The sequence below is a fragment of the Streptomyces sp. NPDC043854 genome, from assembly GCF_056436005.1.
In genome coordinates this window covers 292,264-308,146 of sequence record NZ_JBWKDK010000002.1, presented here as the reverse complement: position 1 = coordinate 308,146, position 15,883 = coordinate 292,264, and the positions used below count along the sequence as shown (strand labels likewise).

The window sequence follows — 15,883 nt, the reverse complement described above, 5'->3', positions numbered from 1 at the left end:
GGTACGGGGTGACGGCGGCCCCGGCCGGTGCGGGGCGCCGTCACGGATGGCCCGCGGCCGGAAGCGTGGCGGGGCGGGGCGGAGTCCCGCGCGGGGGACCGGCCGCCCGGATCCTTTGTTAGCCTGGGTACGACACCGGCTCGATCCAAGCCCCCGGGCCCAACCTTCGTCGCCTAGAGCGACCACTTGCCGCGAGGCGAGCATGGCGGGTCGGTGTCACAAGTTTTGGACGGGTCTGCACAGGTCCGCGCCCCTCGAAGCCGAGGAGCGCGGACCTTTTTCGTGTCGCCCGGGTTTCCTCGCCCCGCTCTTCATCTCGTATGGTGGAAGAATCTTTCCGGAATTCGTAGCCGGTTACCTGCTACCGACCGGTAGGTGGGACGATCGGACAACAGGTCCTGCCGCACCCGGCGTGCTGCGGGGCCCTGTGCGTACACGAAAAACAGGGACAGAAGAGGAAACACGGCCATGGCAACGGCGCCCAGCGTCTCGTACTCGATGACGGTCCGCCTGGAAGTGCCCGCGAGCGGAACCGCGGTCTCCCAGCTCACCACGGCCGTGGAGTCGTCCGGCGGCTCGGTCACCGGCCTCGATGTGACCGCCTCCGGCCACGAGAAGCTCCGCATCGACGTCACCATCGCCGCGACCTCCACCGCACACGCGGACGAGATCGTCGACAAGCTCCGCGGCATCGAGGGCGTCAGCCTGGGCAAGGTCTCCGACCGTACGTTCCTGATGCACCTCGGCGGCAAGATCGAGATGGCGTCCAAGCACCCCATCCGCAACCGTGACGACCTCTCGATGATCTACACCCCGGGCGTCGCCCGCGTGTGCATGGCGATCGCCGAGAACCCCGAGGACGCGCGCCGCCTCACCATCAAGCGCAACTCCGTCGCAGTCGTGACGGACGGCTCCGCCGTGCTGGGCCTGGGCAACATCGGCCCGAAGGCCGCCCTGCCCGTCATGGAGGGCAAGGCCGCCCTCTTCAAGCGGTTCGCCGGCATCGACGCCTGGCCCATCTGCCTGGACACCCAGGACTCCGACGCCATCGTCGAGATCGTCAAGGCGATCGCCCCCGGCTTCGCCGGCATCAACCTGGAGGACATCTCCGCGCCCCGCTGCTTCGAGATCGAGGCCCGGCTGCGCGAGGCCCTGGACATCCCCGTCTTCCACGACGACCAGCACGGCACCGCGATCGTCGTGCTCGCCGCCCTCACCAACGCACTTCGCGTCGTGGGCAAGGCAGTTGGCGACGTCAAGGTGGTCATGTCGGGCGCCGGCGCGGCCGGCACGGCCATCCTCAAGCTGCTCCTCGCGGCCGGCGTGAAGAACGTCGTGAGCGCCGACATCCACGGCGTCGTGCACGCCGGCCGCCCCGACCTGGTCGACGCCGCCGAGGACTCGCCGCTGCGCTGGATCGCCGACAACACCAACCCCGAGGGCTACACGGGCACGTTGAAGGAGGCCGTCGTCGGCGCCGACGTGTTCATCGGCGTCTCGGCCCCGAACGTGCTGTCCGGCGAGGACGTCGCCGCCATGGCGGAGGGCGCTATCGTGTTCGCGCTCGCGAACCCGGACCCCGAGGTGGACCCGGCCATCGCCCGCCAGACCGCAGCCGTCGTGGCCACCGGCCGCTCCGACTTCCCGAACCAGATCAACAACGTGCTGGTCTTCCCGGGCGTCTTCCGCGGCCTGCTGGACGCCCAGTCCCGCACGGTGAACACCGACATGATGCTGGCCGCCGCGACCGCGCTGGCGGACGTCGTCGGCGCGGACGAGCTGAACGCGAACTACATCATCCCGTCCGTCTTCAACGACAAGGTCGCGGGCGCGGTCGCCGGCGCCGTCCGCAAGGCCGCCACCGCCGCCGCGGCCGCTGTGACGACGCCCACGTCCGCCTGAGCCGGATCCCGGCGCGTCGCGGGATGCGGGCCGGGCGGGCCGCCTCTAGTGTTGCGGGGAATGCCCACGAGGACCGGGATGCCCTTCCCGCCGGTGCGGACGGAGCGTCACCGAGGCGTGACTGTGGCGCTTTTCGTGTGACCCTGGCGGGTGCCGGATTGGCTTTCCCGCCGCTGGTGGGGGCAGGATGCGTAACCGGGCGCGAGGGTCTGACGCTTCAGACCCGGGTCCGGGCACTGTCCGAGGGCCCTGGCAGCATCGGCTTCGATCTCACGCCTCCAAGGCAAGTTGAACACGGGAGTACAACATGAACCGCAGTGAGCTGGTGGCCGCTCTGTCCGAGCGCGCCGAGGTGACCCGCAAGGACGCCGACGCCGTTCTGGCCGCGCTCGCCGAGACCATCGGCGAGGTCGTCGCCAAGGGCGACGAGAAGGTCACCATCCCCGGCTTCCTGACCTTCGAGCGCACCCACCGTGCCGCTCGCACCGCGCGCAACCCGCAGACCGGCGACCCGATCCAGATCCCGGCCGGCTACAGCGTGAAGGTCTCCGCGGGCTCCAAGCTCAAGGAAGCCGCCAAGGGCAAGTAAGTCCCGCCCTTGTGCCGGGGCCGCGCAGGCCTTCGGGGCGGCAGTGGTACGTAGAACGCCGAAGGGCGGCCACCCGGTGGGGTGGCCGCCCTTCGGCCTGCCCGCGGCCCGTCGGGCCCCTGAGGGCCCCTCAGGGGCCTCAGGGGCCGCATGGGCCCCGGCGGGGAGGTCAGACGAGGTCGCCGCCGGGGAGCTCGACCTTGGCTCCCAGCTCGACGAGCTTCTCCATGAAGTTCTCGTAGCCGCGGTTGATGAGGTCGATGCCGTGGACCCGCGAGGTGCCCTCGGCCGCCAGCGCCGCGATCAGGTACGAGAACCCGCCGCGCAGGTCGGGGATGACCAGGTCGGCGCCCTGGAGCCGGGTGGGGCCGGAGACGACCGCCGAGTGCAGGAAGTTGCGCTGGCCGAAGCGGCAGGCGGAGCCGCCCAGGCACTCGCGGTACAGCTGGATGTGGGCGCCCATCTGGTTGAGGGCGGAGGTGAACCCGAGGCGGGACTCGTAGACCGTCTCGTGGACGATCGACAGGCCCGCGGCCTGGGTCAGGGCCACCACCAGCGGCTGCTGCCAGTCGGTCTGGAAGCCGGGGTGCACGTCCGTCTCCAGGGCGATCGCGTTGAGCGGGCCGCCCGGGTGCCAGAAGCGGATGCCCTCGTCGTCGATCTCGAAGGCGCCGCCGACCTTCCGGTACGTGTTCAGGAAGGTCATCATCGAGCGCTGCTGGGCGCCGCGCACGTAGATGTTGCCGCCGGTCGCCAGGGCCGCGGAAGCCCACGAGGCGGCCTCCAGGCGGTCCGGGATCGCCTTGTGGTTGTAGCCGCCGAGGCGGTCGACACCCGTGATCCGGATGGTCCGGTCGGTGTCCATGGAGATGATCGCGCCCATCTTCTGCAGGACGCAGATGAGGTCCTCGATCTCGGGCTCGACCGCGGCGTTGGCCAGCTCGGTCACGCCCTCGGCCAGGACGGCCGTCAGCAGCACCTGCTCGGTCGAGCCGACCGAGGGGTACGGCAGGCGGATCTTGCAGCCGCGCAGCCGCTGCGGGGCCTCCAGGTACTGGCCGTCCTCGCGCTTCTCGATGGTCGCGCCGAACTGGCGCAGCACGTCGAAGTGGAAGTCGATCGGCCGGCCGCCGATGTCGCAGCCGCCCAGGCCCGGGATGAAGGCGTGGCCGAGGCGGTGCAGCAGCGGGCCGCAGAAGAGGATCGGGATGCGGGACGAGCCCGCGTGGGCGTCGATGTCGGCGACGTTCGCGCTCTCGACGTGCGTCGGGTCGAGCACCAGCTCACCGGGCTCCTCGCCGGGGCGGACGGTCACCCCGTGGAGCTGGAGCAGGCCGCGGACGACCCGCACGTCGCGGATGTCGGGAACGTTGCGGAGCCGGCTGGGTTCGCTGCCGAGCAGAGCGGCGACCATGGCCTTGGGCACGAGGTTCTTCGCACCGCGGACACGGATCTCGCCCTCGAGCGGGGTACCGCCGTGGACAAGCAGGACATCATCTGTGCCGGTCATGAATCTCGCGTTCCGGAAGGGGTCCTCCCGGCGTGGCCGGGGGAGGTGGGCAGGGACCAGGGAAAAGGGTAAGGGGCAGTACCCCCCGGTTCGTAAGGCCGACGCGGCCGGATGAGCGTCATGAAACCGCCACGACACCCTCCGTGCCCGCCCACTGGCGGAGTGTCGCATTCCGCCGCTTCCGGAATCCGGCCCCCGGGCCCGCGGCGGCAAGCGCATCCCGGGCCCCGGCTGCGCCCCGGGCCGGGTCGGGGCCGGTCCGGCCGGGTCCGGGCCGGGTCGGGGCCGGGTCCGAGTCGGGTCCGGGCCGGGTCCGGAGATCCGGTGCGCGCTCCTTCCTGCTGCCGTGCGCCCGGGCTGTCCGGGACGGATCGGAGCTCCGGCTCCCCCTGAAGGGCGAATGTGCGGGATCATGTCGGCATGACCGAGGTGTCCTCCCTCACAGGGCGGCTGCTCGTGGCCACCCCCGCCCTCGCGGATCCGAACTTCGACCGCGCGGTGGTGCTGCTGCTCGACCACGACGAGCAGGGCTCGCTCGGCGTGGTCCTCAACCGGCCCACCCCCGTGGTGGTCGGTGACATCCTCCTGCCCTGGGCCGCACTGGCCGGCGACCCCGGGGTCGTCTTCCAGGGCGGCCCGGTCGGCCTGGACTCGGCGCTCGGGGTGGCGGTCATCCCAGGCGACGAGGGGCCGCTCGGGTGGCGCCGGGTGCACGGGGCGATCGGCCTCGTCGACCTGGAGGCGCCGCCGGAGCTGCTGGCCTCGGCGCTCGGGTCGCTGCGGATCTTCGCCGGCTACTCCGGCTGGGGTCCCGGCCAGCTGGAGGACGAGCTCGGCGACGGCGCCTGGTACGTCGTGGAGTCCGAGCCGGGGGACATCTCCTTCCCGGACCCGGCCCGGCTGTGGCGGGCGGTGCTGCGCAGGCAGCGCAGCGAGCTCGCGATGGTCGCCACGTACCCCGACGACCCGTCGCTGAACTGACCCGCGCCGGGATCGGTACCCTGGCTTGCATGAGCACTCTTGAGCCCGAGCGCGGGACTGGTACGGGGACCCTCGTCGAGCCGACACCGCAGGTGTCCCACGGTGACGGCGACCACGAGCGCTTCGCCCACTACGTCCAGAAGGACAAGATCATGGCGAGCGCACTCGACGGGACCCCCGTCGTGGCGCTCTGCGGCAAGGTGTGGGTGCCGGGCCGCGACCCGAAGAAGTACCCGGTCTGCCCCATGTGCAAGGAAATCTACGACTCCATGGGCTCCGGCGGGGACAAGGACAAGGGCGGCAAGGACAAGTAGCCGCCGCCCGCCGACCGGCCGCCCGCCGGCCCGAGGCGGTCGGGCGGGCCGGACACGGCTCCGCGGAACCGGGCCCCCGGGTGCGAGCGCGTACCCCGGGGGCCTTCGTGCGCACCAAGGTCGGCGGCGTCACCGGCGCCCCGCGCCCCGTGCGCCGCGCCGGGCGCGCCGCCGCGCAGGGCCGACGCACGGACCTGATCCCCGCACCGCCGACCTGCGCGAGGACGCCCCCCGCCACGTGTTCGGGCCCGGCCCGCGCCGACCGCCGGACCGGGCCCCGAGGGGTACGCGCTCACCGTCGGCGACTTCGGGGCGGACCTCGCCGGCGGCTCCCCGGCGGGCGTCTTCTGGGCCGCCCAGACCCTGCGCCGGCTGCTCGGCCCCGACGCGTACCGGAAGGCCGCGCCGCTCGGCGCCGCCCGGCGGGTGTGGAGGCCGCCCCGGGGGACCGTGGAGGACGGGCCCCGCTTCGGACGGCGCGGCATGCTGCCGGACGCGGCCCGGCACTTCACGCCGAAGAGCGGCGTCCTGCGCCGGCTCGACCTGCCGGCCGCCCACAAGCTCAACGTGCTGCACCTGCACCTGGGGGACGACGAGGGCCGGCGCGTCGAGATCCGGCGCCACCCGCGCAGCCGCCGGGGCCGGGCACGACGTCGTGATGTGCCCCGAGCAGCACGTGTACCTGGACCACCGTCAGGCGGCGGGCCCCGACGAGGTGGTGTGGTCGGCGCTGCCCGAACCGGGCGAACGGGACTGCACCGGCTTCGAGGCCCGGATGGCCGGCCACCGGCGCCGCCTCGACGTGCTGGGCGTCGAGCACCGGCCGCCCGGCGGGCCGTTGCCGTGGCAGCGGCGGCCGGGGGTGCTCGGACGTCCGATCGAAGGGGAGCCGCCGAACGTGTGACCCGGGGCGCCGGGCGGGGCGCACGGGCCCTGCGGCGTCCGCCGCGCGCCCCTGTGGCCGCGGGGCGCGCGCGGGGCCGTACGGGGCCGTAGGGGGCTTGTGGGAGCAGGCTGCCCGGAGTGCCTCGGAGCGTCTTGGGAATCCTGGGATTTCTCCGGAGCTCTCTGGAACTCCTGGGGAATCCGGGGCGTCCTACGTGCTCGGGGGTTGTCGGGAACTCTTGCTCGATCCAGGAATATTCGGTGTGTATCGGTGTGAAGCGATGCGAACCGTGGCGAAACGCTTCGCTGCACTGGATCCGGTCGATTCGCCTGATGCGGATGATTCGATCGATACGGGGGAAACCGGACGGTCGGAAGCTCGAAGGGGCGCCCGGCGGACCCTCGCGCCGGGCGGTGGGGAAGATGTGCCAGAGTTGCCACGTCCCGGCGGTGAGCACGTACCGTACGGCGGACAGGCGTGAGCGCCGGGACCGGGACATCGGGAAGGGGCAGCTGGGTTGACCACGCACGCACCGCACACACCGCAGGCGGCGCAGTCCGTGATGCTGCCGGCCTCGCTCGACGAGGCCGTGGCGGCACTCGCCGCCATGCCCGCCGCCGTGCCCGTGGCCGGCGGCACCGACCTCATGGCCGCGGTCAACGCCGGGCTGCTGCGGCCGGCCGGCCTGGTGAGCCTGGGCCGGATCAACGAGATCCGCGGCTGGCAGTACCAGGAGGACGGCCACGCCCTGCTCGGCGCCGGCCTCACCCACGCCCGGATGGGCCGCCCCGACTTCGCCGCGCTGATGCCGGCCCTGGCCGCCGCCGCGCGCGCCGCCGGGCCGCCGCAGATCCGCAACGCCGGCACCCTCGGCGGCAACATCGCCAGCGCCGCGCCGACGGGCGACGCCCTGCCCGTGCTGGCCGCGCTGGAGGCCACCCTCGTCATCGTCGGCCCGATAGGGCAGCGCGAGATCCCGGTCTCGTACCTGCTGGCCGGCCGCGAGATGCTGCGGCCCGGCGAGCTGATCGGCTTCGTGCGGGTGCCGCTGCTGCACGCCCCGCAGGTGTTCCTGAAAGCCACCGGGCGCACCGGCCCGGGGCGAGCCCTCGCGTCCGTGGGGCTCGTACTGGACCCGGCGCGCCGAGGTGTGCGCTGTGCGGTGGGCGCGGTCGCCCCGATGCCGCTGCGGCCGCTGGAGGCCGAGCAGTGGGTGGCCTCGCTGATCGACTGGGACGGGGAGCGGAACCTGGCCCCCGAGGCGCTGGAGGCCTTCGGCGACTACGTCGCGGCCGCCTGCGTCCCCGACCAGGGGGAACCGGTTGCTCCCGGTGTACTGCATCTGCGGCGGACGGTGGCCGTGCTGGCACGGAGGGCCCTGGGGAGGGCGCTGACCTCATGAGTGAGAACGAGAACGTGAGCGGAACGACGGGGGACACGGGCGGCCGGGCCGCCCCGGCCTGGGGCTGGCAGCCGGTGCCGCAGAGCGGCGAGTTCACCGAGGCCGCCGACGCGACGGCCTTCGTGAGCCTGCCGCCGGACATGCTGGCCGCCCTCGGCACGGGGGAGCCGCTCGCGGCGCCCGGGCACGGGTACGTCCCGCCGCCGATGATCGTCCCGCTGGGGTCGGCCGGTACGGATCCGTCGGCGACGGGGGCGTGGACGCTCCCGGCGCAGTGGCCGGAAGCGGGCGGCCACGCAGCCGAGGCGGGCGCGGCTGCCGCGGTGGCCGGTGCGGCGGGCGTCTCCGGCGCGGCCGGCGGGGCTCCGGCGGTTCCGGCGGCTCCGGTCGGCGGGCCGATCCCGGCGTCGATCCCGATCCCGGCGGCGGTCGCGGCCGAGTTCGCGGACGCCGTGCCGGGGCAGGAGCAGGCCGGCCCCCAGGACGGTGAGGACCCCGGCGAGACCGCGGAGTGGCACTTCCCCGACGCCCTGCGGGCGGAAGAGCCGGTGACCACCGGCCAGTGGACCCTGCCGGAACTCCACGACCAGACCGGCGAGTTCCGGCCCGGCGCCCTGGACGCCGACTGGAGCCAGGCCCCGACGACCCTGCCGGGCGGCGCCCCCGCCCCGTGGGCGACGCACCCGGGCTTCGAGCCCCCGCACACGGACGCTCCGCTGAGCTCGGGCGTACTGCCCGACGCGCAGTCGGGCACCGGCGGCCCGGGCACGTCCGGCGCCGGCCAGCGGCTCCTCGGCGGCCCCGGCGTCGGTGCCCCCGGCCGCGCCCCGCGCGTGCTGGGCGGCCCGGGCGTGGGCACCCCGCTCCCGGAGGGCGAGCCCGCGCACCCCGCCCCGTACGACATCGAGGCCGCGCACGCGCCCGCGGACGCCTACGCGCGCGCACACGAGCAGCACGACCACGGCCAGCAGCACGGGCACGGGCAGCACGAGCACGGCCAGCAGCACGAGCACGGTCAGTACGGCCACGGCGGCCGGTACGAGCCCGAGCACGGGCACGGCCACACGCACGGGCACGGCCTCGTGCTCGGGGACGGGCACGGCCTCGGGCAGCACGGGCAGACGCCGCACGCCGACGCGCCCGCGGACATGCCCGCCGAGGCACCGCACGCGGGCGCCGAGCACGAGATCCACCACGAGGCAGCCGTCGAGGCCCCGGCCCCGGCCCCGACTTCTGCCGTCGCCGAGGCCGCGGCCGGGCCCCTGGCCGAGGCGCAGCCGTCCGGGGCCCAGCCGGCCGGCGCGCCGGTGGAGTACGCCCTCGCCGGCGACCCCGCGGGGCCGGCCGAGCAGGCGGATCCGAGCGCACACGGCTTCCCGGCCCCGGGCCACGGCCACGGCCACGACGCGGCGGCGGAGGCCGGCCGCGAGGCCGGGCACGGGCTCGGCCGGGAGTCCGGCCAGGAGACCGGGCCGGCGACCGGGCCGGCAACTGGTCCGGCGGACGAGCACGGATTCACGGGAGCCGCCCACGGCGCCGCGGCGGAGCCGGCCGGGGCGGACGGGCACGGCTTCGCCGAAGCCGCCGCCGGGGCCCCGGGCGAAGCCGCGGGCTCGGTAGCGCCGGGTGCGGACACCGCGGACGGTGCCGTGCCACCGCCGGATGCGAGCATCGGGGAAGGGATCCCGTCGGCGGGGCCCTCGTACGAGGAGGAGCAGGCGGCCGCCGCGGCCGTCGCCCATCACGAGCACCCGCTGGCTTCGTACGTGCTGCGCGTCAACGGCGCCGACCGGCCGGTCACCGGTGCGTGGATCGGCGAGTCCCTGCTGTACGTGCTGCGCGAGCGCCTCGGCCTGGCCGGCGCCAAGGACGGCTGCTCGCAGGGCGAGTGCGGGGCCTGCGCGGTGCAGGTCGACGGGCGGCTCGTGGCGTCCTGCCTGGTCCCGGCCGCGACGGCCGCGGGCAGCGAGGTCCGTACGGTCGAGGGGCTCGCGAGCGGCGGGGAACTCTGCGACGTGCAGCAGGCGTTGTGCAGGTCGGGTGCGGTGCAGTGCGGGTTCTGCGTGCCGGGGATGGCCATGACCATCCACGACCTGCTGGAGGGCAACCACGCCCCCAGCGACCTGGAGACCCGCCAGGCACTGTGCGGGAACCTGTGCCGCTGCTCCGGCTACAAGGGCGTCCTGGAAGCGGTCCGCGAGGTCGTCGCCGAGCGCGCGGAGGCCGAATCGGCGGCGGCCGCGGCAGCCGCGGCAGCAGCGGCGGCCGAGGGCGGCGCGGCCGAGGTTCCGCGCATCCCGCACCAGGCACAGCCCGGCGAGGGCGGGATCCACCACAACGGAGGCATGGCGTGAGCGGGCAGGACGCGGCCACGGCGACGGCGACGACGACCGTGACGGTCACGACGAGCGTTGCGGCCGGCGCCGCGGGCTCGGCCGGCGGCCCGGCCGAGCCGACGGAACCGGTGGTTCCGCGCGGCATCGGGGCCTCCGTGCCCGCCGCCGACGCGCGCGCCAAGACCGAGGGCACCTTCCCGTACGCCGCCGACCTGTGGGCCGAGGGACTGCTGTGGGCCGCCGTCCTGCGGTCCCCGCACGCACACGCCCGCATCCTGTCCATCGACACCTCCGCCGCCGCCGGGATGCCCGGCGTCCGCGCGGTCGTCACGCACGCCGACGTCCCCGGCGCGACCACGCACGGCCGCCGGATCGCCGACCGGCCCGTGTTCGCGCACGACGTCGTACGGCACCACGGCGAGCCGATCGCCGCCGTCGCCGCCGACCACCCCGACACGGCGCGGCTCGCGGCCGCCGCCATCACCGTCGAGTACGAGCTCCTCGACGCGGTCACCGACCCCGAGCAGTCCTTCGGCGCCCCGCCCCTGCACCCCGACGGCAACCTGATCCGGCACATCCCGCTCCGCTACGGCGACCCGGAGGCCACGGGCGAGGTCGTCGTCGAGGGCCTGTACCGGATCGGCCGGCAGGACCCGGCGCCCATCGGCGCCGAGGCCGGGCTCGCCGTCCCCCGCCCCGACGGCGGCGTGGAGATCTACACCGCCTCCACCGACCCGCACCTGGACCGCGACCTGGCCGCCGCCTGCTTCGGCCTCGAACCGGACCGCGTCCGGGTCGTGGTCACCGGCGTGCCCGGCGCGACCGCCGACCGGGAGGACGCCGCCTTCCAACTGCCGCTGGGCCTGCTGGCCCTGCGCACGGGCTGCCCGGTGAAGCTGGCGGCGACCCGCGAGGAGTCCTTCCTCGGCCACACCCACCGCCACCCGACGCTGCTGCGCTACCGGCACCACGCCGACGCGGAGGGCCGCCTCGTCAAGGTGGAGGCGCAGATCCTGATGGACGCGGGCGCGTACGCGGACGCCTCCGCCGAATCCCTCGCGGCGGCCGTGGCGTTCGCCTGCGGCCCGTACGTGGTCCCGCACGCCTTCGTGGAGGGCTGGGCGGTCCGTACGAACAACCCCCCGTCGGGCCACGTGCGCGGCGAGGGCGCCATGCAGGTCTGCGCGGCGTACGAGGGCCAGATGGACAAGCTGGCCGCGGCCCTCGGCATCGACGGCGCGGAACTGCGCATGCGCAATGTCCTGGCCACCGGTGACCTGCTGCCCACCGGCCAGACCGTGACCTGCCCGGCCCCGGTGGCGGAACTCCTGCGCGCCGTCCGCGACTTCGAGCTGCCGTCGCTGCCGAAGGACGCCCCGGAGGAGGAATGGCTCCTGCCGGGCGGCCCGGAGGGCGCGGGCGAGCCGGGCGCGGTGCGGCGCGGCGTCGGGTACGGCATCGGCATGGTCCACATGCTGGGCGCGGAAGGCGCCGACGAGGTCTCCACGGCCACGGTGAAGGTCGTGGGCGGCGTGGCGACGGTGATCTGCGCGGCCGTCGACACCGGCCAGGGCTTCGCGACGCTGGCCCGCCAGATCGTCCAGGAGGTCCTGGGCGTGGACGAGGTCGTGACCGCCCCCGTCGACACGGACCAGCCGCCGGCGGGCCCTTCGGCGCACGGCCGGCACACGTGGGTGTCGGGCGGTGCGGTGGAACGCGCCGCGAAGATGGTCCGCACCCAGCTCCTCCAGCCGATGGCCCACAACCTCGGCATGTCCACGGAACTCCTCCAGATCGCGGACGGCCGCATCACGTCCTACGACGGCGCCTTCTCGATGCCGGTGGCCGAGGCGATCGCGGGCAAGGAACTCTGGGCGACGGCGCAGTGCCGCCCCCATCCCACGGAACCCCTCAACGGCGACGGCCAGGGCGACGCGTTCGTCGGCCTCGCCTTCTGCGCGATCCGCGCGGTGGTGGACGTGGACATCGAGCTCGGCACGGTACGCGTGGTGGAGCTGGCGGTCGCCCAGGACGTCGGCCGGATCCTCAACCCCGCCCAGCTGGCGGCCCGCATCGAGGCGGGCGTCACACAGGGCGTCGGCGCGGCCCTGACGGAGAACCTCCGCACGGTGGCGGGGCTGGTCCGCCACCCCGACCTGACGGGCTACGCCCTGCCGACGACGCTGGACGCCCCGTCGGTCCGCATCGTCAAGCTGGTCGAAGAGCGCGACGTGGTGGCCCCGTTCGGCGCGAAGGCGGCAAGCGCGGTCCCGGTGGTGACGGCCCCGGCGGCCGTGGCATCGGCGGTCAGGGCGGCCACGGGCCGCCCCGTGAACCGCCTCCCGATCAGGCCCTCCGCGGCGGTGGCGGCAGCCAACTCGTAGCGTTGTGACCCGCATTGCACGTGCAACCCTGAGGTTGGGACTGTCGCTGCCGGTCGCTAGAGTGATCGAGTAGGACTGATCCCGCGCGCGCGTGAACGCAGGCGAACGGGGAACGGGGAGCGGCGTCGCCGGCCGCGAACCGAACGGGGAAAAACGGGGATACGGGGAGGCCGCCGTGGCAGAGAACAAGGAGCCGATCCTGCTGTGGTCGGACAACATGGCCGCCAGTACGGCAGCAGCACTTCGCGCCCAGGCCAAGGCGCTTGAGGTCGACTTCGAGACGCTGACCGGCTACAAGAAGAAGGTCGACGAGCTCCTGACGAAGCTGAAGGGCTCGGAGGCCTACGACAAGAAGCTGGCCGACGGCACCCTCCCCGAGGGCACCCTCGGCAAGGACTTCGCCGAGGCGGACGCCCTCTTCAAGACGTACAACACGGTCCATGAGCAGCTTGAGAACCTCTCCAAGGGCCTGGCCGCGCAGATCGAGGGACTGGGCATCGCGGTCCTGACGTCCGGCAAGGGCTTTGCGGGTGTCGATGAGGAGACGAAGCGCCGTATGCACTCCATCGTCGTCCAGGCGAAGGAGGACTACGTTCGGGAGCGAGATCCGCTCGCGAAGCAGCAGGACGCTGAGCACGGCTCGACGGGTGAGGCGAAGAAGCCGAAGGGCAATATCTGATGGCGACGAACTTCGAGGGTTTCACTCACCAGCAGCTGCTCGCGATGGTGGCCTCCATTGACCCGAAGACGGTGGAGTCCCGTGCCGCGCAGCTGACCGGGGCGGCCGACACGATCAAGGAGATCGGCAACGCCCTCAAGAACACCAAGATCAAGGGTTGGGAGGGCGAGGCCGCCACAGCCTTCGAGGACTGGGCGAGCCAGGCAGGCAGCGCCACGCTGCGCCTGGGCGACCTCAGCGCCGCAGGCGGCAAGTGGATGGGCGAGGCCGCCCAGATCATGCACGAGGTCAAGGTCAACATGCCGGCGTACGACACGTCGGCGGCCGAGAACCTTCAGGCTTCCAAAGACTTCCACAACGACCCGGACGCCCAGAAGATGGGCCAGGAGGCCTGGTCCAAGCTGAGCGGCGACCACAAGAAGGCCATCGACCAGCTGACGAAGCTGGCCGGGGCGTACGAGCAGTCGTCGACGCAGATCGGCAAGACCGAGATCCCGACGTTCCCGCCGCCGCCGGGTGATTTCCAGCCGACCGGCAGCTACGGCGGCGGCGAGGACATGGCGCGCTCCGGTGGCTATGGCGGCGGCAGCTCCAGTTCCGGCGGGGGCTCTTTCGTTCCATCGTCGCCGCGTAGCAGTGGTCCGTCCGGCGACTCCGGCGGAGGGCCGGGCCGACCGGACATCAGCCTGCCGCCGACGACCGGGCCCGCCCCCGTGCCACTGCCTGACAAGGACGTGGACATGGACCTCGACCACGTCGCCGTCCTGCCGGACAAGACTGTCCCGCCGGTCACCAGCCTGCCCAATCTCCCGGCTCCCGGTCCCAACGCCCCCAGTCCTGTCGTGCCCATGCCGCCGCTCGGGCTCCCGCCCGCTGGTGGAGGGCCGACGCTGCCCGGCGGCGGTGGCCCCACCAGCAAGGTTCCGTCCATCCCTTCTCCGCCGACTTCTGGTGGCAAGCTCGGGGGACTTCCTCCACTGCTGCCGCGTGACACAGGCATCGTCGGTGGCCGTCAGGTGACCACGGGCGGCCCCACCCCGGGTATCCCGCGCGGAACGGTCATAGGTACGGAAGGCCCGATGGGCGGCGGCCGCGCCGGAGGTGGCGTCGGCGGCATGCACCCGGGCATGGGCGGCCCTCACGGCGGTACACCGGGCGGTTCCGCGATGGGGCGCCGACTGGCAATGGAGCCGGGCGGTGTCGTCGGTGGGCGCCAGCCCGGCATGATCGGCCGAACCCAGACCGGGGGGCATCCGTTCACGCAGGGCGGTGCGGGTCTCGTCCGCAACGAGGCCGCGGCCGGTTCGGCTCGCGGCGCGGTAGGCCACCCCGGGGCGGGCGCGCATGCTCCGGGGAACCGGCGCGACAACCAGGCGGGCGAGCGCCCGGACTACCTGGCCGAGGACGAAGAGACCTGGCGGAGCAATGGCCGTGTTGTTCCGCCGGTGATCGACTGAGTAGAACGGACGTTGCACGGGATGCGCATGCGTAAGGCGACCTCGGCCCTGGTGGGCCTCCTGCTGGCCGGGGTCGCCGCGACCCCGGCCCACGCGGAGACCATCCGGTCCAAGCAATGGCATCTCGACGCCATGAAGGCCGACGACATCTGGAAGACCAGCACGGGCAAGGGCGTCACCGTTGCCGTTATCGATACTGGAGTCGCAGTAATTCCCGAGCTCGAAGGCCAGGTTGTGAAGGGTAAAAACTTCGCAGCTGGATCCTATAAAGGTGACGAGCGTACGGACTACGACAACCACGGCACCGGAATGGCCGCGATCATCGCAGGCAACGGCAAGGGCCCTGGCGGGGTGGACAGTGCGTTCGGCCTTGCTCCAGGAGCGAAGATCCTGCCACTGCGGGTTGACCTTGGTGGCGATGGAAGGCCGCCGCTCACGTCGATCGTTGAGGCAATTCGCTATGCCGCTGATTCGGATGCCAAAATCCTGAATATTTCGATGGGTCATCCAACGGAGAACGGTGAGCTCGCCAGTGCGGTTAAGTACGCCCTAGGAAAAGGGAAGCTGATATTCGCTGCGGTCGGCAACGACGGGGCCAGCGTGAACGATCTCCGGTACCCGGCGGCAACTCCAGGAGTCGTCGGCGTGGGCGCGGTTGGCCCTGACGGCGTTGCAACCAAGGAATCCCAACACAACGCTTCCGTCGACATCTCTGCTCCAGGAATCGACATCGTCACTGGCTGTAGTGGCGCTACTGGCCTCTGTAAAACCCATGGCACGAGCGATGCCTCTGCCCTCACCTCCGCCTCGGCGGCGCTGCTCTGGTCCGCCCATCCGGAGTGGACCAACAACCAGGTGCTTCGTGTCCTCCTGAACACCGCAGGCAAGGCCGATGACGGCAAGGAGCGCAACGACTACCTGGGCTACGGCATCGTCCGCCCGAAGATCGCGCTGCCCACCCCCGGCGACCCCGGACCCGCGGATGTCTTCCCGCTGCCGGACCTCGCTGCCGCGGATGCGAAGAACTCGCCCGCGCCGTCGGCTGGCGGCGACGGCAAGAAGCCGCAGTCCGGTGCGTCCGCCGCGCCCCAGGCCGAGGCCAAGGAGAGCGACGGCGGCAGCAGCGCGACCTGGATCGCGCTCGGGCTCGGGGCCTGTGTGGTCGTCGGCGGTGCGGTTGCGGCGGTTCTCGTGCGGCGCAGGAGTCGCTGACGCCGAAGGCCGTCCAGGGTGCGCCGGGCCTGGACGGCCTTCGGAAGAAGCCGTGACCGGATTCGAACCGGCGTAACTCGCTTTGCAGGCGAGTCCCTCAACCACTCGGGCACACGGCCTTGTTGGCTTCGGCACGACCGTACGGGGGCTGGGGCGGCCCGGGAAGGGAATCCCGGGGTGTGCAATGAGACCGCCATGCCGTGTTCACAGTTCCCGGCCCCGGCCCCGGCC

Annotated in this window: 11 protein-coding genes, 1 tRNA gene and 1 pseudogene; 11 read left to right on the top strand and 2 right to left on the bottom strand. The window is 73.1% G+C overall.

All coding sequences use genetic code 11. From position 1 onward, the window contains the following. The first annotated feature begins 468 nt into the window (after nt 1-468). Together AC068A_RS03425 and AC068A_RS03420 are read left to right on the top strand one after the other, a co-directional pair. On the top strand, nt 469-1,902 hold the full coding sequence (locus AC068A_RS03425; RefSeq protein WP_360639353.1) for an NAD-dependent malic enzyme: 1,434 nt from the start codon (nt 469-471) through the stop codon (nt 1,900-1,902). Nucleotides 1,903-2,209: 307 nt separating this feature from the next. Then, the gene (locus tag AC068A_RS03420) at nt 2,210-2,491 is read left to right on the top strand and encodes an HU family DNA-binding protein (protein WP_030875040.1); all 282 of its coding nucleotides are present in this window, start codon (nt 2,210-2,212) and stop codon (nt 2,489-2,491) included. Nucleotides 2,492-2,660: 169 nt separating this feature from the next. On the opposite strand, the gene murA is transcribed toward AC068A_RS03420, so the two are convergent. Continuing rightward, nucleotides 2,661-4,001, bottom strand: coding sequence for a UDP-N-acetylglucosamine 1-carboxyvinyltransferase (gene murA / locus AC068A_RS03415; RefSeq protein ID WP_478580003.1), 1,341 nt, complete (start codon nt 3,999-4,001; stop codon nt 2,661-2,663). A gap of 420 nt (nt 4,002-4,421) precedes the next feature. Between murA and AC068A_RS03410 the strand changes: the two genes are divergently transcribed. The 9 genes and pseudogenes from AC068A_RS03410 to AC068A_RS03370 all read left to right on the top strand — a co-directional run bounded on the left by AC068A_RS03410 (nt 4,422) and on the right by AC068A_RS03370 (nt 15,652). Then, on the top strand, nt 4,422-4,982 hold the full coding sequence (locus tag AC068A_RS03410) for a YqgE/AlgH family protein (RefSeq protein ID WP_478580000.1): 561 nt from the start codon (nt 4,422-4,424) through the stop codon (nt 4,980-4,982). Between the two features lie 29 nt (nt 4,983-5,011). Next, complete coding sequence (locus AC068A_RS03405) at nt 5,012-5,296, top strand: DUF3039 domain-containing protein (RefSeq protein WP_179173989.1); 285 nt, start codon at nt 5,012-5,014, stop codon at nt 5,294-5,296. A gap of 273 nt (nt 5,297-5,569) precedes the next feature. Then, nucleotides 5,570-6,200 (top strand): annotated as a pseudogene (locus AC068A_RS03400) (family 20 glycosylhydrolase); the annotation flags it as partial. Nucleotides 6,201-6,699: 499 nt separating this feature from the next. Further along, complete coding sequence (locus AC068A_RS03395) at nt 6,700-7,584, top strand: FAD binding domain-containing protein (RefSeq protein ID WP_478579997.1); 885 nt, start codon at nt 6,700-6,702, stop codon at nt 7,582-7,584. Next, nucleotides 7,581-9,938 carry a (2Fe-2S)-binding protein gene (locus tag AC068A_RS03390; protein ID WP_478579994.1) on the top strand — a complete coding sequence of 786 codons (2,358 nt, stop codon included), beginning with the start codon at nt 7,581-7,583 and terminating at the stop codon, nt 9,936-9,938. The genes AC068A_RS03395 and AC068A_RS03390 overlap by 4 nt, the downstream gene beginning before the upstream one ends. Before the next feature lie 110 nt (nt 9,939-10,048). Further along, entirely contained in the window at nt 10,049-12,304 is a 2,256-nt protein-coding gene (locus tag AC068A_RS03385; RefSeq protein WP_478580108.1) for a xanthine dehydrogenase family protein molybdopterin-binding subunit, read from the top strand. Nucleotides 12,305-12,479: 175 nt separating this feature from the next. Further along, the gene (locus AC068A_RS03380; protein ID WP_478579992.1) at nt 12,480-12,983 is read left to right on the top strand and encodes a DUF2563 family protein; all 504 of its coding nucleotides are present in this window, start codon (nt 12,480-12,482) and stop codon (nt 12,981-12,983) included. After that, complete coding sequence (locus AC068A_RS03375; protein ID WP_478579989.1) at nt 12,983-14,440, top strand: WXG100 family type VII secretion target; 1,458 nt, start codon at nt 12,983-12,985, stop codon at nt 14,438-14,440. The genes AC068A_RS03380 and AC068A_RS03375 overlap by 1 nt, the downstream gene beginning before the upstream one ends. 21 nt (nt 14,441-14,461) lie before the next feature. Beyond that, nucleotides 14,462-15,652: a S8 family serine peptidase gene (locus tag AC068A_RS03370; protein WP_478579986.1), complete on the top strand. Its 1,191-nt coding sequence runs from the start codon at nt 14,462-14,464 to the stop codon at nt 15,650-15,652. A gap of 47 nt (nt 15,653-15,699) precedes the next feature. Here the strand turns inward: AC068A_RS03370 and AC068A_RS03365 are convergent. Then, nucleotides 15,700-15,771: transfer RNA gene (locus AC068A_RS03365), tRNA-Cys, on the bottom strand. Nucleotides 15,772-15,883: the final 112 nt, after the last annotated feature.

Coding starts and splice junctions, on each gene's coding strand:
- AC068A_RS03425 (WP_360639353.1), top strand. CDS start 469: ATGGCAACGGCGCCCAGCGTCTCGTACTCGATGACGGTCCGCCTGGAA.
- AC068A_RS03420 (WP_030875040.1), top strand. CDS start 2,210: ATGAACCGCAGTGAGCTGGTGGCCGCTCTGTCCGAGCGCGCCGAGGTG.
- murA (WP_478580003.1), bottom strand. CDS start 4,001: ATGACCGGCACAGATGATGTCCTGCTTGTCCACGGCGGTACCCCGCTC.
- AC068A_RS03410 (WP_478580000.1), top strand. CDS start 4,422: ATGACCGAGGTGTCCTCCCTCACAGGGCGGCTGCTCGTGGCCACCCCC.
- AC068A_RS03405 (WP_179173989.1), top strand. CDS start 5,012: ATGAGCACTCTTGAGCCCGAGCGCGGGACTGGTACGGGGACCCTCGTC.
- AC068A_RS03390 (WP_478579994.1), top strand. CDS start 7,581: ATGAGTGAGAACGAGAACGTGAGCGGAACGACGGGGGACACGGGCGGC.
- AC068A_RS03375 (WP_478579989.1), top strand. CDS start 12,983: ATGGCGACGAACTTCGAGGGTTTCACTCACCAGCAGCTGCTCGCGATG.
- AC068A_RS03370 (WP_478579986.1), top strand. CDS start 14,462: ATGCGCATGCGTAAGGCGACCTCGGCCCTGGTGGGCCTCCTGCTGGCC.